The sequence below is a fragment of the Parabacteroides sp. CAG:2 genome, assembly GCF_000436315.1.
Lineage (GTDB): Bacteria > Bacteroidota > Bacteroidia > Bacteroidales > Tannerellaceae > Parabacteroides > Parabacteroides distasonis.
This window is the reverse complement of the sequence record NZ_FR885271.1, coordinates 29,992-49,084: the sequence shown is the minus strand read 5'-3', so window position 1 is coordinate 49,084 and position 19,093 is coordinate 29,992. Positions and strand designations below refer to the sequence as shown.

Below are 19,093 nucleotides of genomic sequence, written 5' to 3'. Positions count from 1 at the left end.
AGAATTTAGTATATCCATAGTTTAATAGTTTGATTAAAAGTTTATTTATCGCAAAGTAAGTATATTAATCTCATTTAAGCAAACGATACGCGGTTTAAATGAGAAGGTACGAAAAATATTGCTTATCTTTGCATTATACATTAATATCCAATTGTGTAATGAATAAACAATCTGTCATATCTCTTCTTCGGAAAGCAAAGCAGCCTTTGTCGCAGAGTTGCGGTGTAAAGCAGTTGGGGCTTTTTGGCTCTACTGTTCGTGAGAGCAATACGGAAAGTAGTGATGTGGATATATTGATCGACTTTGAGGATGATAAAGAGACTTATTCCAATTTCCTTTTGGCTTGTGAGATATTAGAGAAGCTTTTTGACAGATTGAAAGTGGATATAGTCACGCTTAAAGGGTTAAGCCCTTTTATTGGCCAGCAGATATTAAAGGAGGTAGAGTATGTGTAAGACCCCTATCGCTTATTTGCTGCATAGTAGGGCTTTATGCGATTTTGGCTGTGTGCGACCTCTGTTTTATGGGAGAACCATGGTGCCGATACCTGCATAACGTGGGGATTATCGTGGGGTGCGTGTGCTTTATCAGCCTCACGGCGACCTGTTTGGAGCGAGGGCTTTGTCGGGTAAGCGGTTTTCTGGCGGGGAGCAGCTTCTTTGTTTATGCTTATCATGGGATGCCGTTGGCGTTGGCTATCAAGGTGGTGGTTCGGTATCTCCCTCCGGGGTCTGAGTTAGAGGTGATAGGCTTGTATTTGGGATCTGCCTGTGTGGTGATAGGGATCGGACTCGCTTTGTATGGCGGGATGAGGCGGTGTGTCCCTTCCTTTTTATTGCTGATTACTGGTGGACGATAGTTCTCATCACTAAAATGGCTTGTCTGCGTAATTCGCTTATTCGTGGCTTTTTGCTTGGGATGGGCGCTTTTCGCTGACAAGCCATTCCTTTGAATAGACTGAAATAGCGGGAATAGAGGGGAGAAAAGAGAGGATTTGGTTGTCTTTTCATGCTGCGGATAGGCATTGTAAGGTTGTTACGATCCAGTTGTAGGGTGTTTACGGCGGCGTTGTTAGTTGCTTTCGACTACGAATGCTATTGTTTTCGAGTGAAAAGTCTATTGTTTTCGAATAAGAAGTCTATTGTTTGTATGTTTGAGGGTGATAAGAGACGGGAATCCTCGCTAGAATAAAAGCTCCAAAAACGATATATCCTTGGAAGATAACTAATTGCGGATTTTTATTCTCAAATATGGAAACCGACTGTACTCTGGGGCGAAATATTCGATTCTCTGGAGCTTTAGAATACAAAATGTCAGAATGTCAAATTGGGCGATCTTCTATTATTAACAAAGGAAATCTCATTATCTTAGGGCAATGTCATATGTTGTAGAGACGGGGCGTGCCCCGTCTCCCGTATCATGTGCGATGGATTCATGTTTCTTTGGCTATGGATGAAATTTGGTATGGTTGCCTTGTTTTTATCTGAATAATAAGGCTGGATTGGAAATAAATATCTACTTTTGTGCTCTAAAACATTAAAGTAAACGAAAATAGAAAGATGGCTGCAACGAAACGAATGAAACGTGCCTTGGTCTCTGTGTTTCACAAAGACGGGCTGGACGAAATCCTAAAGAAATTGCATAGCGAGGGTGTGAGCTTTGTATCAACAGGTGGTACTCAATCATTTATCGAGTCATTGGGTTTGCCTTGTGATGCGGTAGAGGACTTGACTTCTTATCCGTCTATTTTGGGCGGTCGTGTGAAGACGCTTCATCCGAAGGTGTTCGGTGGTATCTTGGCTCGCCGCGAGAACGAGAATGACCAGAAACAATTAGCCGAATATGAGATCCCGGAGATCGACTTGGTTATCGTTGACCTATATCCTTTCGAGGAGACTGTCGCTTCCGGCGCTGAGGAACAAGCGATTATTGAGAAAATAGATATAGGCGGTATCTCTTTGATACGTGCCGCCGCGAAGAACTTCAAGGATGTGGTAATCGTAGCTTCCAAGGCTCAATACCAGCCGTTGATGGATCTTTTGAACGAGAAGGGCGCTGAGACAAGCATCGAGGATCGTAGATGGTTCGCCAAAGAGGCGTTCGCCGTTTCCTCGGGTTACGACTCCGCTATCTTCAATTATTTTGATGGCCGCGAAGGTTCCCATTTCCGTGCAACGGTAGATAGTCCGATGCATTTGCGTTATGGCGAGAATCCTCATCAAGCCGCTAAGTTCTATGGTAAGTTTAACGATATGTTCGATCAAATCCATGGAAAAGAGATTTCTTACAACAACTTATTGGATATCGACGCTGCCGTGAACTTGATCGATGAGTTCGACGAGCTGACGTTCGCTATCTTAAAACATAATAACGCTTGCGGTATCGCTTCCCGCGGTAATGTGGTTGAGGCTTGGAAAGAGGCTTTGGCCGGTGACCCGGTTTCCGCTTTCGGTGGCATCTTGATCACGAATACTACGATTAACAAGGAAGTGGCCGAGGAAATCAACAAGATTTTCTTCGAGGTGATTATCGCTCCGGCTTACGACGCTGACGCGCTGGAGGTACTTCAACAGAAGAAGAACCGTATCATCTTGATCCGTAAGGATTGCAAGACTTGCCCGATGCAGTTCCGTTCTTTATTGAATGGTGTCTTGATGCAGGAGAAGGACTTGAGCATCCAAGGTAAGGCTGATTTGGAGCCTATGACGGATAAGCAGCCGACAGCCTCGGAGGTTGAGGACCTGTTGTTCGCCAACAAAATCGTGAAGAACAGCAAGTCCAACGCGATCACCTTGGTGAAGAACAAGCAGCTTTGCGCCAGCGGTATCGGGCAGACCTCTCGTGTGGACTCTTTGAGACAAGCCATAGAGAAGGCTAAATCATTCGGCTTCGACTTGAATGGCGCCGTGATGGCTTCCGACGCTTTCTTCCCGTTCCCCGATTGCGTTGAGATCGCAGACCAAGCAGGTATCACGGCCGTAATCCAGCCGGGAGGCTCTATCAATGATAAGTTGTCTGTCGAGTACTGTAACCAACATGGTTTGGCTATGGTGAAGACAGGTGTTCGTCATTTTAAACATTAATAATAAGACTAATGGGATTGTTTTCTTTCACACAAGAAGTTGCCATAGATTTGGGTACCGCTAATACCATTATCACGTGTAATGATAAGATGGTGGTAGACGAACCTTCGGTGATTGCTTTGGATGCTCGCTCGGACAAGGTGCTGGCTGTCGGTAAGGTGGCCCGTGAGATGTACGAGAAGACGCACCCGAATATTCGTACCGTACGACCGCTTCGTGAGGGAGTTATCGCGGATTTTTACGCTGCCGAGCAAATGATTCGCGGCTTTATCAAGATGGCGAGCGGAAGGAAGCGCTGGTTCGCTCCGTCCTTACGTATGGTGATCGGTATCCCTTCAGGTAGTACGGAGGTAGAGATACGTGCCGTGCGAGACTCTGCCGAGCATGCCGGTGGACGTGATGTGTACATGGTTTTTGAGCCGATGGCTGCCGCTATCGGTGTCGGTATAGATGTCTTGGCCCCCGAGGGTAATATGATCGTGGATATAGGCGGTGGTACTACCGAGATCGCTGTCATCTCCTTAGGTGGTATCGTGTCGAATAAATCAATCCGTATGGCGGGTGACGATTTAACGGCTGATATCGTGGAGTATATGCGTCGCCAACACAACGTGAAGGTGAGTGAGCGTATGGCCGAGCGTATCAAGATCAACGTGGGTTCCGCGCTTACGGTATTGGAAGACGCTCCGGAGGATTACGTGGTTCACGGCCCGAATCAGATGACTGCCTTACCGATGGAGGTACCCGTCTCTTATCAGGAGATTGCCCACTGTTTGGATAAGTCTATCTCGAAGATAGAGGCGGCTATCTTGAGTGCCTTGGAGCAAACCCCTCCCGAGTTATATGCCGATATCGTGAAAAACGGTATCTATTTGGCTGGCGGTGGCGCTATGCTTCGCGGTTTGGATAAGCGCTTGCGGGATAAGATGAATATCCAGTTCCATATCGCCGAGGATCCGTTGCATGCCGTGGCGAAAGGTACGGGAGTCGCTTTGAAGAATATTGAGAAGTTTAATTTCTTAATCCGATAAGAGTAAATAATTGAGAATTGAGAATTGAAAGTTGAAAATTAGCAAGCCGATAGGTCTGGTTCTTTTCAATTTTCAATTCTCAACTTTCAGTTTTCAATTCCTATGCGTAAGTTACTAGAATTCCTGATCGGGAAGAGGCATTGGTTTTTGTTCATTCTGCTTGAGGCTGTTTCGTTGATGTTGGTCTATCGTAATAACGCGTACCAACGGAATATTATATTCAGCTCAGCGAATGTCGTGACAGGATATATCGCCTCGATATCCGGATCTGTCACTTCTTATTTGAATCTTCGGGATATCAATAAGGAGTTATTGGAGCGTAACGGACAGTTGGAATTGCAAATGCTGGATCTGCAAGATCAGTTAGATGCGCTGATTGCGGATACGGTTAGTTTTAAGGGATTTGCGCCGGATTCGACGGAGCAATTTCCTTATTCGTTTGTCGTGGCGGATGTAGTGAACAACAGTGTCACGCATTTGTCTAATTATATTACCGTGGATAAAGGGAAGCTGGACGGGATCATGCCCGATATGGGAGTTGTCTCGGAACGAGGTGTGGTGGGTATCGTATCGACGGTTTCCGATCATTTCTCCGTGATCATTCCGTTGCTGAATCCTAAGTTCCGGTTGAGTTGTAAGGTATTAGGTAGTAGTTATTTCGGGTCATTAAGCTGGAATGGACGCAATACGCTGTACGCCAACCTCGATGAGTTGCCGCGCCATGTGGAGTTCCAGAAAGGCGATACGATCGTGACGAGCGGTTACTCAGCCGTATTCCCCTCGGGTATTATCGTAGGTACGGTCGCTGATTTCGAGAAACAACACGATGATAATTTCTATTCATTACAGGTAGAGTTGGCTACGGATTTCCAAGCGTTGAACAACGTGCGTATTATCAAGAATTTCCGTCAGACGGAGCAAATTGGTGTAGAACAAGAGGCGAAAAGAAATGATTAATAATTTACTGCGTGGTTTCATATATTTCGTGGTGTTTGTGTTGATTCAGGTCTTGATCTTGAACAACATTCATTTCTTGCGGATCGCTACCCCGTTTCTGTATCTCTATTTCATTATTAAGATGCCGGTCGGTAGCTCACGGACGCAAGTCGTTTTCTTCTCTTTCATAGCCGGGGTGGTTATCGATACATTCAGCAACACACCGGGTATGCATGCGGCCGCCTGTACATTGGCGGGATTTTGCAGGGAGCCGTTAATCCGTGTATTCATGGGGAAAGATTTGCCGGAAGGTATTTACCCGTCTTATAAGACCTTTGGTTTCGGAGGCTTTTTCCGATATGTGTTATCGTTTGTGTTGATACAACATACGACTCTTTTCGCGATTGAGTCGTTGACTTTATTTGACCCGTTGTTTCTGGTTGTCCGTATCCTCTCGAGCGTGGTGATGACAACCTTATTGATTTGTACGGTAGAAGCATTCAATATAGAGTCTCAGAAAAGTGGAGAATAATACCAAGTATGAGTTTGAGAACAGGCGCTATGTCTTAGGTGGGGCGGTGATCCTGTTGGTTATCATCTTTATTATCCGTTTGTTCATCCTTCAGGTGGTCGACAACGATTATAAAGCTTGGGCGGATAGTAACGCTTTCTTGAAAAAGACCTTATATCCTTCCCGAGGCATGATGTACGACCGTAATGGTAAATTATTGGTCTATAACCAGCCCGCTTACGACGTGATGCTTATCATGCGTGAGATACAGCCTTTCGATACCCTCGATTTCTGCGATGTGCTGGGCATCACGAAAGAGCAATTCCTCAAACGTATAGCGGATATTAAGAACCGGCGGTTAAATCCCGGTTATTCTTCCTATGTCCCTCAAGTATTTATGAACCAGCTTTCCGCGCAGGAATATGGCGTGTTGCAGGAGAAGTTATACAAATTTCCCGGCTTCTATATACAGAATCGCACGATCCGCCAATACGAGTATCCCAATGCCGCTCTTGTGCTGGGAAATATCGGCGAGGTAAACCGGAAAGATATAGAGAGTGACTCTTATTATACACAAGGCGATTACTCCGGCAGGACCGGGATCGAACAATCGTACGAGGAATATTTGCGGGGCGTGAAGGGTGTCGAGATCCTGTTGCGTGACGCTCACGGACGTATCAAGGGGCGATACGAGGAAGGCCTGCACGATATCCAGCCGGAATCCGGCAAAAACTTGAAATTATCCTTGGATATGGACTTGCAGGCTTATGGGGAGAAGTTAATGCAGAATAAATTAGGGGGTATCGTGATGATAGAGCCGGAGACAGGGGAGGTGCTTTGTATGGTTTCCGCCCCTACGTATGATCCGAGTATCTTGATCGGGCGCCAGCGGGGAAAGAACTACGTGGCTTTGCAGAAGGACCCGTTGAAACCTCTGTTCAACCGTCCGCTCATGGCGCAATATCCTCCCGGATCTACTTTTAAACCGACCCAAGGTTTGATCTTCTTGCAAGAAGGTGTGATTACCCCGGAAACTCAATATACCTGTGCGCATGGATACACCTTCCGGGGTGGTAAGCCGGCTTGCCACGGGCATCCGTCTCCTCTGAATCTGGTCGGGGCGTTGGCGACCTCTTGTAACTCTTTTTTCCCTTGGGGACTGCATGATATGATCGACAGCCGGAAGCGATATCCCTCGGTACAGGAGGCTTTTGAGGTTTGGAAGAATCACATGGTCTCAATGGGATATGGCTATAAGTTGGGAATTGATCTTCCGGGAGAGAAGCGAGGGTTCATTCCGAATAGTAAGTTCTACGATAAGGTGTACCGGGGACGTTGGAATTCCAGTACGGTTATCTCGATCGCTATCGGTCAGGGTGAGATATTGGCTACGCCTTTGCAAATCTGTAATTTGGCGGCTACTGTCGCTAATCGGGGATATTATATTACTCCGCATGTCGTAAAAGAGATTCAAGACACTCCGCTGGATACATTATATAGTAAGAGGCATTATACATCGGTGGATACGCATTATTATAGTTATATTGCCGAGGGTATGCGAGGGGCTGTTACGGGAACCGCTTATGGTGGAACCTGTCGTGGGGCGGCTTTACCGGATATCGAGGTTTGTGGAAAGACGGGAACGTCGGAGAATCCGCATGGTAAGGACCATTCTATTTTTATGGGATTCGCTCCTTATCAAAAGCCGAAGGTCGCCATTGCCGTGTTTGTGGAAAACGCCGGATTCGGTGCTACCTATGCGGTGCCTATCGGTAAATTGATGTTGGAGAAATATTTGAAAGGAGAAATATCCGAGGCTAACAAGGCGACGGAGGAATATATTATGAATGCCGTAATACTACCGAACAATGCGCTATAGGAAAACGGAAATATGGAAGTCGGTAGACTGGATTACCATTTTGTTGTATTTGATTATGGTAATCGCCGGTTGGTTTAGTATTTGTGGGGCGAGCTACGAGTTTGATAACGTTGGCTTGTTCGACCCGTCGGGCCGTCCGGGGATGCAGATGATTTGGATCGGTACCTCACTCGCCCTTATTTTCGTCATATTGATGCTGGAAAGTGACTTCTTCGATATATTCGCCTATCTGATCTATGCGTGCGTGATCGTATTGTTGATCGCCACTATATTTTTAGCACCTAATATCAAGGGATCGCATTCTTGGCTCGTATTGGGACCTATCCGTTTGCAACCAGCGGAGTTGGCTAAGTTCGCTACCGCTTTGGCCGTGGCGAAGTTTATGAATGGCTATGGCTTTAAGCTAACGACGGTCAAGAATTTCTCAATCACTTTGTTCTTGATCTTCTTGCCGATGGTTTGTATTCTTTTACAGAAAGAGACGGGGTCGGCATTGGTTTACTTGGCATTCTTCCTGATGTTATACCGGGAAGGAATGACTGGATATATTTTGTTGATAGGAGTTTGTGCGGTCGTCTTTTTCGTTACGGGAATGAAATATTCAGAGGTGATGGTGGGTATTACCCCATTGGGTGAATTAATCGTCTCTTGCCTTGTCTTATTAATAACCATGGGATTAGTTGGGAATGTCCGTAAGGATTATATAAGCGTTAAGATCATGCTTGGGGGAATTGCTTCGATATTCTTGATCGGGTATGTCGTTTCTTTGTTTGTCCCGGTAAACTTCGCTTGGATATCGATAGGCTTGGTAGGAGCCGCGTCAATCTATTTATTCTATTTATCCATTCGAAACTGGGTATGGCATTATGCGTTAATCGCTCTGTTCGCTTTAGGTTCTATCTGTTTCCTATTTTCTGTGGATTATGTGTTTAATGACATATTGGAACCTCACCAACAAATTCGTATTAAAGTCTCTTTAGGCTTGGAGGATGATCCAAGCGGGGCGGGGTATAATGTGAATCAGTCCAAGATCGCTATCGGTTCCGGAGGATTATCCGGAAAAGGATTCTTGAATGGGACGCAGACCAAATTGAAGTATGTGCCGGAACAGGATACGGATTTTATCTTTTGTACGGTAGGCGAGGAGCAAGGCTTTTTGGGAGCCTCTGCCGTATTGATCGTATTCGGACTTTTTATTCTTCGTCTGATTGTATTGGCGGAGCGGCAAGATAATGCTTTCGGGCGAGTCTATGGCTATAGCGTAGCCTCCATATTCTTTTTCCATCTGGCGATTAATGTCGGCATGGTGACGGGATTGACTCCGGTTATCGGCATTCCCTTGCCTTTCTTTAGCTATGGAGGTTCCTCGCTTTGGGGATTTACGATCTTATTGTTTATTTTTCTTCGTTTGGACGCTTCTCGGAAGGAGCGTTAGTGGAAGAAGGTAAGACCCGTAAGCCGATTTCCTGAATGCCCGGAAGTTGGTCGTTACGCATCCCCTGCCGGAAGCTAAAGGTATATTGCCCTTTAACGGGGAAATAGTAAGCAGACCGTATCGGGAAACTGGATTGAAACAGGGAGATCCCGTCCCCATACCATTTCCCAAACTCATCAGCTAACATACATTCGATCGTATCCCTTTTTAAAGGACCTATCGGAAGTTCCTCGCTGCAAAATACCCATAGGTTCTGATACGGATACATATTATTGTTCCGTACTTCCAAGGTTAGGTCGTACGGAACCGATATATCCTCAATCAAGAAAGTGAAATAGTACTCCTTATTCTTCTCCCACGAGGTGTTCTGGATAGCTTGATACTGATCGTATACAGCTTCATTCTCGCAAGAGAAGCATAAGAAGCATGTTACACAGGCGGCAATGAACTTTTTAAGCCTCAGGCTTTGTCTCTGGCCTATTCTCCGTTTTATCAGGTCTGGCCTGTTTGATCGGTTGCTGAGGTTTGTCATTATTCGCAGGCTTGTCATTGTTGGATTGCTTATCGTTATTAGCTCTCGGCCTTTGTTTCGGGCGATTGTTTCGGTTGCTCTCCCTGTTATTATCACGGTTGTTCTCCCGATTCTCCCGACTGTTTTCCCGGCTATTATCTTTGTTATTCTCCCGGTTATTCTCTCTGTCCCGGTTATTCTCACGATTGCTATTCCTATTATTTCCTCCGTTGCGGCGATTATTGCCACCGGCTCCGTTTCCTCCGTTGTTCTTATTCTCAGAAACAGGTGCGTCGGTGTTGGTAACTGCCGTCGCGGTGGTGTTAGCTCCGTTCCCGTTTCCATTGTTCTCGCCATTATTCTTGTTGGCAGGACGTTTTTTCTTTTTCTTTTTAACAGAGTCGAAACGTGTGACGCTTTCTTGCCCAAGAATATCTTGAGCGTCTCGTTTCGGTGGTTGTGGCTTCGTATCCGCCTCTAGAGATATCGGCTTCATGCCTTTCTTATTCATGTTAATGACATCGAAAGCACGGCTTGCCGGAATCGTGATAAGATTAGCCGCAAATGATTTATCCGTAGAATAGGTAATTTCCCGTTTGAAAATATCCGTCTTGAAATGATAGTAATTATTATCTTTGGTCTCCAAGACAATTTCCCGGGAAGGAAGGCGTTTCTGGGCTTCCACATATGTATCTACCTCATAATTGATACAACATTTCAATTTAGCGCATTGTCCGGCCAATTTCTGGGGATTCATGGAAATATCTTGATAACGGGCAGCTCCGGTAGCGACCGATACAAAACTTGTCATCCAACTGGAACAGCAAAGTTCTCTACCGCAAGGGCCGATACCACCGATACGTCCGGCTTCTTGACGAGCACCGATCTGCTTCATCTCGATACGAACACGAAAAGCCTCCGCTAGCACTTTAATTAGTTGACGGAAATCTACACGTTCATCCGCTATATAATAAAAGATCGCCTTATTACCGTCACCTTGATACTCTACATCACCGATTTTCATATTCAATCCTAAATCGGCCGCGATTTGCCGCGAGCGAATCATGGTGGCATGTTCCTTTGCTTTTGCTTCCTCATATTTCTCGATATCGGTCGGTTTTGCCTTTCGGTAAATCCGTTTAGGCTCGGCTTCCGTGCGCACGTTGTTCTTCTTCATTTGCAGCAGAACCAATTTACCCGTTAAAGAAACCGTACCGATATCATGACCGGGACTTGCCTCTACGGCTACTATATCACCTTTTTCCAAAGGTATTTTAGCACTATTCAAGTAATACCCTTTGCGGGTATTTTTAAATTGAACCTCTACGAAATCAGTCGAGCCTTCCGCGTCGGGTACATCGCACAACCAATCATAGGTATTCAGTTTATTGTTTTGCCTTTTGCTGCAACCTTTGCAGCCCATATGGCTACTTCCTTTATCTAATATGAAATCCATTTATTTTTAATTTGTAAGAGGGCCATCGACATAACCGCCCAATTTATCTAAATATGCAAAAATAGTGATTTATTCCCATTCAAAATCATAGTTATGATTTTTTCAGTTATAAAAAAAGACCCGAAGATAGGTGTTATACCTAACCTTCGGGCCTTTTCTTATATATTTACACGATTAGTCTACCAACCCATGGCTCTTGAATACCTTGTGGATTGTCTCCAAAGCGTAATCTAGTTGCTCTTTCGTGTGGGTAGCCATAAGGGAGAAGCGGATCAGTGTATCCTCGGAAGCAACTGCGGGAGCTACTACCGGGTTTACGAAGATTCCGGCCTCAAATAATTCTTTTACGATAAGGAATGTCAAGTCGTTGTCACGGATAAACAACGGGATGATCGGGGTAGAAGTATGTCCGATCTCACAACCCATGTTACGGAAACCATCCAATGCGTAATGAGTCAAATCCCATAAATGTTGGATACGTTCCGGTTCGCTTAACATAATATCTAATGCCGCGTTCGCTGCGGCAGTAGCGGCAGGCGTATTGCTTGCGCTAAAGATATAGGAACGGGAGTGGTGACGTAAGTAATTGATAACCGGTTCGTCCGATGCGATAAAACCACCGATAGAAGCGAAAGACTTACTGAAAGTTCCCATGATCAAATCAACATCGTTCGTAACGCCGAAGTGATTACAAGTACCGCGGCCATGATCACCGAATACACCGATACCATGAGCCTCGTCAACCATTACACTTGCGTTATATTTCTTTGCGAGAGCTACGATTTCCGGTAATTTAGCGACATCACCTTCCATGCTGAAGACACCGTCGATAACGATAAGTTTCACCTTGTCTGGCTCGCATTTCTGGAGTTGTTTCTCCAAGGAGTCCATATCGTTATGCTTGAATTTCAATTTCGTGGAGAAAGAAAGACGATGTCCTTCGATAATGGATGCATGATCCAACTCATCCCAAAGGATATAGTCCTCACGTCCGGTGATACAGGATACAACACCTAGATTAACTTGGAAACCTGTAGAGTATACGATGGCGTCTTCTTTACCAACAAATTCTGCTAAACGTTTTTCCAACTGGAGGTGTAAGTCCAACGTTCCGTTTAAGAAACGTGAGCCGGCACAACCTGTACCATACTTTTTAATGGCCTCGATCGCTGCTTCTTTTACTTTAGGATGATTGGTTAATCCTAAGTACGCATTAGAACCAAACATCAAGACTTTCTTCCCGCTGATTAGAACTTCCGTGTCCTGATCGCTCTGGATTTCCCTGAAGTAAGGATAGATTCCCATTGCCATGGCTCTTTGAGGAGCGTCGTACTTTGCTAGTTTCTCTTGTAAAAGTTTCATATTATTATAAAAGAGAATGATTTATCTCGCTATTTATTTATTCTAATAAAGAACACAGGTTCGCCGCGTACATAATCCCATGTTTCGGCAAATCCAGCCGCAAAAGTAGTAAAAAAATAACTTATAGTAGTCGAAATGCTTTAAAAGTTTTATAAAAGCATTATTTTTGTCCTCTCAAATAAAAAAGAAGAAGTGAGGATGAGCGAACGGGATATAAAAGTACAAGCTATCATAAACCCTATATCAGGTGTAGGGTCGAAGCGCAAGATACCTAAGATGATCGAAGGGATCTGCTCGAAAAAGAACTGTTCGTTAAACATTTCTTTTACAGAGTATGCAGGCCATGCCAGCGAGTTGACTCGGCAAGCCATAGAGGAAGGAGCTGAATATATTTTGGCGGTAGGCGGTGACGGGACGGTGAATGAGATAGCGAGAGCTATGATCCATTCGAACGCGATCTTAGGTATCATCCCGAAAGGTTCGGGCAATGGCTTAGCTAGAGAATTGCACATACCGATGGACGTGAAAAGGGCTATCGATCTGATCGCGAAAGGGCATGTTACGACGATAGATTGCTGCCGGGCGAACGGACAGGTCTTTTTCTGTACCTGTGGAGTCGGTTTTGATGCCGCCGTCAGCCAGAAATTCGCGAATGAGAAACGGCGCGGGTCTCTTACTTATATAAAGAATACGATAGAGGAGTATCTGAGCTATAAGCCTGAGCCTTATGAATTGGTGGTAGATAATCAGACGATCAAGGAGAAGGCGTTTCTAGTCGCTTGCGCGAATGCTTCGCAATATGGTAATAACGCGTTTATCGCTCCGCACGCGAATATACAGGACGGACGGATGGACGTTACGATCTTATCCCCTTTTATGCCATTGGATATCGCTCCTTTGGCCATTCAATTGTTTACCAAACAGATTGATCGGAATAGTAAGATTAAGACGATGAAAGCCCAGCAAGTCACGATTATTCGCCAACATCCGGGCGTGATGCACTTGGATGGAGAACCGATCATGGCAGATCGCCGTATCGATATTACGGTGGAACCGAAGGCCTTACATGTGCTGACTCCGGAGGTTGTGTCTTTCACCAAGGAGGTACATAATTTATTTGACGAGGTAACTCGCTTCTTCGATAAAAAACTTCCTTACATTTTCAAGTAAAAGTCTTTAGCTATAGCGGTGAATTCATCGCTATATCGATGCCGCTCGATTTCTAGGGTCAGATGAGACGATTTGGGTTTTGCTACCGGCGTCGCTGAGAGTTCTATTAATAAACGCTTAGGAGGGGCGTCCGGTATGGGGGAAACGTGGGCTTCTCTCGATGGCGACAAAGACTCTTCTCGAGCGAGGTCTATTAAAGACTCCCGTTGATCGAAGGGAAGCACCAAGGCGATATTTCCTTCGGCTGCCAACAGTTTGCGGCTATCACGCAATAAATCCGGGAGTGATAGAGTATCCGTATGCCGGGCTAGATTACGTTTAGTATCCGGGCATTTCAATGAATCAATAAAATAGGGTGGGTTGGATACGATCAAGTCATATTTGATATTCTCATCCGGCATATATTCGGAGAGCGAGGTTTGATAGACTTGTATCCGGTTGGCGAAAGGCGATTTCGCGATGTTTTCCTGAGCTTGTAAACATGCGTCTGAATCTATATCGATAGCGTCTAGGATCGCGGTGCTACGCTGCGCCAGCATGAGGGCGATCAATCCCGTTCCGGTTCCCACATCCAAAATCCTCTGACATCTCTCTATGCTAGCCCACGCCCCAAGCAAAACGCCATCCGTTCCGACTTTCATGGCACATTTATCGTGCCATACCGTAAATTTCTTGAATTGAAAATAAGGATTTGCCATATCTCTATCGATTGTATGCCGCGAAATTAGTAAGAATTGAATGAAAAGCTGTAACTTTGGCACGTTTATTGTATTAACATATACAATATGAATGTATATATGAAAGAAAAGACGAGAGTATTTTGCCAGAATTCGTTTGATGACTTGGATGACAATATTGGTATCGTAATGCCAATTCTTACAGAATGCGATGTAGATGAGGATTTCACAGAAGGAATAGAGAAAGTTGGAGACACTATACCCATTCTTCCGTTAAGGAATATGGTACTCTTTCCGGGTGTTGCCTTGCCGGTGATTATCGGGCGTCCTAAATCGATGCGCCTGATCAAAGAGGCTGTACATAAAAAGAGTTTGATCGGAGTTGTTTGCCAGAAAGAGATGGATACGGAAGATCCGGTTTTAGAGGATTTATATACTACCGGGGTAATCGCTGACATCGTTCGTGTCTTAGAGATGCCAGATGGTAGCACTACTGTTATTCTTCAAGGTAAGAAACGCTTTGAATTGAATGAGTTGACCGAGACAGATCCGTATCTTTCCGGTAAGATCACCGTGTTGGAGGACACGAAGCCGGACAAGACAGACCGCGAGTTCGAGGCTTTGATCTCAACGATCAAGGATTTGACCATCAAGATGCTTGGGGCCGTGGCTGAACCTCCCCGGGATTTGATCTTCTCGATCAAGAATAATAAGAATGTCTTGTATGTGGTCAATTTCTCTTGTAGCAATATACCGAGTGGATCGGCCGAGAAACAGCAATTGTTATTGATCGGGGACTTAAAAGAGCGTGCGTATCGGTTACTTTTTATCTTGAACCGCGAGTATCAGCTGGTGGAGTTGAAAGCTTCCATCCAGATGAAGACACATGAGGATATCAATCAACAACAAAAAGAATATTTCCTTCAACAGCAAATCAAGACCATTCAAGAGGAATTGGGCGGGAATATCAATGAGTTGGAGATAAAAGAATTACGGGAGAAAGCCAGTCGTAAGAAATGGCCTGCCGAGGTAGCGCAGGTCTTTGAGAAGGAATTGCGAAAATTGGAACGATTGCATCCGCAATCTCCGGATTATTCCGTACAGACGCAATATGTCCAGAATATCGTTAACTTGCCGTGGAACGAGTATAGTAAGGACAATTTCAACTTGTCTCATGCCCAGAAGGTCTTAGATCGTGATCATTATGGTTTGGAGAAGGTGAAAGAGCGTATTATCGAGCATCTGGCGGTATTGAAGCTGAAAGGGGATATGAAATCTCCGATTATCTGTTTGTACGGTCCTCCGGGAGTCGGCAAGACTTCATTGGGGCGTTCCATCGCAGAGGCTTTGCGCCGTAAATATGTACGTGTCTCTTTAGGTGGATTGCACGATGAGGCCGAGATTCGCGGACATCGTCGTACCTATATCGGTGCTATGTGCGGACGTATCATCCAGAATATACAGAAGGCGGGAACATCGAACCCTGTCTTTATCTTAGATGAGATCGATAAGATCACGAATGATTTCAAGGGGGATCCGGCATCCGCTTTATTGGAGGTCTTGGACCCGGAGCAGAATAATGCGTTTCACGATAATTATCTGGATATCGATTACGATTTAAGCAAGGTAATGTTTATCGCTACCGCTAACAATTTGAATACGATTTCCCAGCCGTTGCTGGATCGTATGGAATTGATCGAGGTGAGCGGTTATATCATGGAGGAGAAGGTAGAGATCGCAGCGAAGCATCTCGTGCCTAAGCAGATGGATGTACACGGCTTGAAGAAAGGTTCCGTGAAATTCCCCAAGAAAACCTTACAAGTGATCGTTGAAGCCTATACACGCGAGAGCGGTGTCCGGGAATTGGATAAGAAAATCGCCAAAATCATGCGTAAGCTAGCCCGTAAAGTCGCTAGCGATGAGCCTATCCCGACTAGTATTAAGCCGGAGGATTTGTATGAATATCTAGGGGCGGTCGAATATTCCCGCGATAAATATCAAGGGAATGACTATGCCGGCGTGGTTACGGGATTAGCTTGGACGGCTGTTGGTGGTGAGATTCTTTTCGTGGAGTCGAGCTTAAGTAAAGGTAAGGGATCAAAGCTTACTTTGACCGGGAATCTGGGAGATGTGATGAAAGAGTCTGCCATGTTGGCACTTGAGTATATCCATGCGCATGCGGCTCAGTTTAATATTAACGAGGAGTTGTTCGAGAACTGGAATGTGCATGTCCACGTACCGGAGGGGGCGATCCCGAAAGACGGACCGAGTGCCGGAATAACGATGGTGACTTCTCTTGTCTCCGCCTTTACTCAGCGTAAGGTGAAAAAGAACTTGGCTATGACGGGCGAGATTACGCTGCGTGGCAAAGTGCTTCCCGTAGGTGGTATCAAGGAGAAGATCTTGGCGGCTAAACGTGCCGGGATTAAGGAATTGATTCTTTGCAAGGAGAATGAGAAGGATATCAATGAGATCAAACCGGAGTATTTGAAAGGCTTGGTGTTCCATTATGTGAGTGATATTCAACAGGTGGTAGATCTTGCGTTGCTGAGAGAAAAGGTGGATAATCCCTTGTTCTGATAACGACTTTTTAGGCATATATAGGTGTGGGCTTATACGTATATACGTGTAGGCCCATATTAGTATCGGCGTAAGCCTATACGTATATACGTGTGGGCCTACGCCGATATAGATGTTTTTAAGGGAAGCGTATACTTCTATTTAGAGCATTTTCGTAGGAATTCCAAGCTGTTGCGTATCTCTTGGATATCGGATTTGAAATCATCGTACTCAATGGAGATAAGCCCGTTGAAATGCTGACGCTTCAGCTCGTTGACGAACGCTTTTACCGGTAAGATCCCGGTTCCCCATGTGGCGTCTTCCATCTTGTCGGTGAGGTCTTTCAAATGCGCCACCTTGATGCGTCCGGATAATTTCTGGAGATTCTTGAGCGGATCTTCACCCACCCGTTTCCAATGGCCGATATCGGCGCATACTCCCATCAAGGGAGAACGGCCTTTCAGCGCTTTCTCTACCACCTCGGCACTTGCGTAAATGCATGGACTCGGATGGTTATGGATCGCTACCTCCATATCGTACTTCTTGGCGAGGGATTCGATGTAGTCCAACTGGTTTAACTCCGGTTCGACAGTCACGATATGCGCGCCTATTTTATGAGCGAATGCGAAGAACTTATCCCATTCCTCGTTAGTCCCATAAGAGGCTACACCAAAGGCGATCGGCTTGATTCCCCTTTTCTTGAACTCATGGCGTAATAAAGCGCAGTCATCATCGCTCAAGTCGTAATTTAAATACGTCTCTTTTGGGAACGGAGCGCCCAATTCTTGGAAAAAGAAAGCCTCCGCATACCCCATGCCCAGTTGTTGGGTCTTATCCAAGGTCTCCATCAACGTAAGATTGTGGAAAGTCCAAGTCTGTATACCCACCTTCCAGTCCGCTTTTTGCGCCGCCAGCTGTACGGCCTGTCCAAGGAACATGACCGTACATAGTGCTAATATAATATATCGTTTCATACTTATACCGGCATTTCCGGAAGGCTCCAGCCTTCACGATAGGTATGTCTGATATATTCGTTGGCAGCCTCTAGCGCATTGAACTCCGCGTATTTCGTATCGAAATAGGGGTGACCGTCTATCACCTTGAAATCATCGCTGGTTACGATCTTCAATACGTCGGAAGAGGATATATTGGTGAAACGCATGTTTTGGGCGTCCCACATCAATTTCTTGTTCAAGCCTTGCAGACGGATCGCTAATACACCCAATAGCACCATCTCGTTGAATGGTCCGGAATAAGCGAAGTTGGAAGTTCCTTCCACACGGTTCTCCGGCGATTCTTTACAAGCACGGATCCAGTCTTGCTCATGGAAACCGTCAAAGTATCCGGTAGCGTTCGGGATACGGCGCAAATAGGGGGTTACTTGAGGTACACGGCCGGATAATAACCGGGAGTTGAAACCTCCGCAATCGCAGATCAACGTGTCTTTAGTACCTACGAAGATACATCCACCCAAACCGTCACGCATCATATCTACACCATCCGGTAATAAGTCCGGACGCTGAGGAAGCATACCGCCATCGTACCAATATACTTTCACTTCCGGCAAGGCTACCTTTGGAAGATTGTCACGAGCCGGGAAGCGGAATTCTACCACCTCCGATTGAGGAGCGGATTCCGTATTGATCTGGGTAGAACGGCCTTGTACACGATCCGGATAACCTAACTTCAAGGATTGGTAAACCGGGTCGAGTACGTGGCAAGCCATATCTCCGAAAGCTCCGGTTCCGAAATCCCACCATCCACGCCAGTTCCAAGGGGTGTAGATCTCATGGAACGGACGCATGGCGGCCGGGCCGATAAATAAGTCCCAATTCATCGTCTTCGGACAACGTTGTTTTTCGGTTGGGCGCTGTAATCCTTGCGGCCAGATCGGACGGTTGGTCCATGCGTGTACTTCTTTTACTTCACCGATCTCTCCGTTCCAGATCCATTCGCATAATTGACGGACACCATCGCCGGAGTTCCCTTGGTTACCCATCTGGGTCGCTACCTTATATTTAGCGGCGAGTTTTGTCAATAAACGGCTCTCGTAAACAGAGTGGGTAAGCGGCTTTTGGCAATATACGTGTTTACCCATTGTCAAGGCCGTGGCTGCGATCGTGGCATGAGTATGGTCCGGAGTAGCTACCATGACACCGTCGATCTGGTCGCCCAACTCATCGAACATCTTCCGCCAGTCCCAATAACGTTTAGCGTCCGGGAATTCCTCGAAGCAGTTCTTCGCGTATTTCCAGTCGATATCGCAAAGCCCGATGATGTTCTCGGTTTTCATGCCGACCAAGTTCGGGTGGCCTTTACCACCGATACCGATACCGACAATATTCATTGTATCACTTGGTGCCTTATGGCCTAATCCAGCGATCGTTTTAGAGGGAACGATTGTTAGACCAGCTGCCGCTACGGCTGCTTTTTTCAGAAAATCTCTTCTTGATTCCATGTTGTATAATTTGTTTTTTAGTAGT

The 19,093-nt window shown here is 45.7% G+C and carries 16 protein-coding genes; 10 read left to right on the top strand and 6 right to left on the bottom strand.

Annotated elements, in window-relative coordinates:
• Positions 1–158: 158 nt before the first annotated feature.
• The 8 genes from QVP94_RS04070 to rodA all read left to right on the top strand — a co-directional run bounded on the left by QVP94_RS04070 (position 159) and on the right by rodA (position 8,875).
• A complete protein-coding gene (locus tag QVP94_RS04070; RefSeq protein WP_005854828.1) occupies positions 159–455 on the top strand; it encodes a nucleotidyltransferase family protein in 297 nt (98 codons plus the stop codon).
• A 68-nt stretch (positions 456–523) separates the two neighbouring features.
• Positions 524–859: a hypothetical protein gene (locus QVP94_RS04065; RefSeq protein ID WP_008780188.1), complete on the top strand. Its 336-nt coding sequence runs from the start codon at positions 524–526 to the stop codon at positions 857–859.
• Positions 860–1,559: 700 nt separating this feature from the next.
• On the top strand, positions 1,560–3,083 hold the full coding sequence (gene purH / locus QVP94_RS04060; RefSeq protein WP_005854829.1) for a bifunctional phosphoribosylaminoimidazolecarboxamide formyltransferase/IMP cyclohydrolase: 1,524 nt from the start codon (positions 1,560–1,562) through the stop codon (positions 3,081–3,083).
• A gap of 11 nt (positions 3,084–3,094) precedes the next feature.
• Positions 3,095–4,114, top strand: coding sequence for a rod shape-determining protein (locus QVP94_RS04055; RefSeq protein WP_005854830.1), 1,020 nt, complete (start codon positions 3,095–3,097; stop codon positions 4,112–4,114).
• 102 nt (positions 4,115–4,216) lie between these two features.
• Positions 4,217–5,071 (top strand): rod shape-determining protein MreC, encoded by an 855-nt coding sequence (gene mreC / locus QVP94_RS04050; protein ID WP_005864901.1) that lies wholly within the window; start codon positions 4,217–4,219, stop codon positions 5,069–5,071.
• Positions 5,064–5,582, top strand: coding sequence for a rod shape-determining protein MreD (gene mreD / locus QVP94_RS04045; protein ID WP_009275822.1), 519 nt, complete (start codon positions 5,064–5,066; stop codon positions 5,580–5,582). Before mreC ends, mreD begins: the two co-directional genes overlap by 8 nt.
• Entirely contained in the window at positions 5,572–7,440 is a 1,869-nt protein-coding gene (gene mrdA, locus QVP94_RS04040; RefSeq protein ID WP_011966623.1) for a penicillin-binding protein 2, read from the top strand. Before mreD ends, mrdA begins: the two co-directional genes overlap by 11 nt.
• The gene (gene rodA / locus QVP94_RS04035) at positions 7,430–8,875 is read left to right on the top strand and encodes a rod shape-determining protein RodA (protein ID WP_022192024.1); all 1,446 of its coding nucleotides are present in this window, start codon (positions 7,430–7,432) and stop codon (positions 8,873–8,875) included. The genes mrdA and rodA overlap by 11 nt, the downstream gene beginning before the upstream one ends.
• On the opposite strand, the gene QVP94_RS04030 is transcribed toward rodA, so the two are convergent.
• The 3 genes from QVP94_RS04030 to spt all read right to left on the bottom strand — a co-directional run bounded on the left by QVP94_RS04030 (position 8,835) and on the right by spt (position 12,204).
• Positions 8,835–9,407 (bottom strand): gliding motility lipoprotein GldH, encoded by a 573-nt coding sequence (locus QVP94_RS04030; RefSeq protein WP_029257204.1) that lies wholly within the window; start codon positions 9,405–9,407, stop codon positions 8,835–8,837. The genes rodA and QVP94_RS04030 overlap by 41 nt on opposite strands.
• Positions 9,328–10,842, bottom strand: coding sequence for a PSP1 domain-containing protein (locus QVP94_RS04025; protein ID WP_010183701.1), 1,515 nt, complete (start codon positions 10,840–10,842; stop codon positions 9,328–9,330). The genes QVP94_RS04030 and QVP94_RS04025 overlap by 80 nt, the downstream gene beginning before the upstream one ends.
• A gap of 174 nt (positions 10,843–11,016) precedes the next feature.
• Positions 11,017–12,204: a serine palmitoyltransferase gene (spt, locus tag QVP94_RS04020; RefSeq protein WP_005854840.1), complete on the bottom strand. Its 1,188-nt coding sequence runs from the start codon at positions 12,202–12,204 to the stop codon at positions 11,017–11,019.
• A 198-nt stretch (positions 12,205–12,402) separates the two neighbouring features.
• Between spt and QVP94_RS04015 the strand changes: the two genes are divergently transcribed.
• The gene (locus QVP94_RS04015) at positions 12,403–13,374 is read left to right on the top strand and encodes a diacylglycerol/lipid kinase family protein (protein WP_005854843.1); all 972 of its coding nucleotides are present in this window, start codon (positions 12,403–12,405) and stop codon (positions 13,372–13,374) included.
• Here the strand turns inward: QVP94_RS04015 and QVP94_RS04010 are convergent.
• Complete coding sequence (locus QVP94_RS04010) at positions 13,359–14,072, bottom strand: tRNA1(Val) (adenine(37)-N6)-methyltransferase (protein WP_288213172.1); 714 nt, start codon at positions 14,070–14,072, stop codon at positions 13,359–13,361. The genes QVP94_RS04015 and QVP94_RS04010 overlap by 16 nt on opposite strands.
• Before the next feature lie 87 nt (positions 14,073–14,159).
• Between QVP94_RS04010 and lon the strand changes: the two genes are divergently transcribed.
• Entirely contained in the window at positions 14,160–16,631 is a 2,472-nt protein-coding gene (gene lon, locus QVP94_RS04005) for an endopeptidase La (RefSeq protein WP_022192022.1), read from the top strand.
• Between the two features lie 137 nt (positions 16,632–16,768).
• Here the strand turns inward: lon and QVP94_RS04000 are convergent, their stop codons facing one another.
• Both QVP94_RS04000 and QVP94_RS03995 read right to left on the bottom strand, forming a co-directional pair.
• On the bottom strand, positions 16,769–17,584 hold the full coding sequence (locus QVP94_RS04000; RefSeq protein WP_288213171.1) for a sugar phosphate isomerase/epimerase family protein: 816 nt from the start codon (positions 17,582–17,584) through the stop codon (positions 16,769–16,771).
• A gap of 2 nt (positions 17,585–17,586) precedes the next feature.
• A complete protein-coding gene (locus QVP94_RS03995) occupies positions 17,587–19,068 on the bottom strand; it encodes a glycoside 3-dehydrogenase (RefSeq protein WP_005864916.1) in 1,482 nt (493 codons plus the stop codon).
• Positions 19,069–19,093 lie beyond the last annotated feature (25 nt).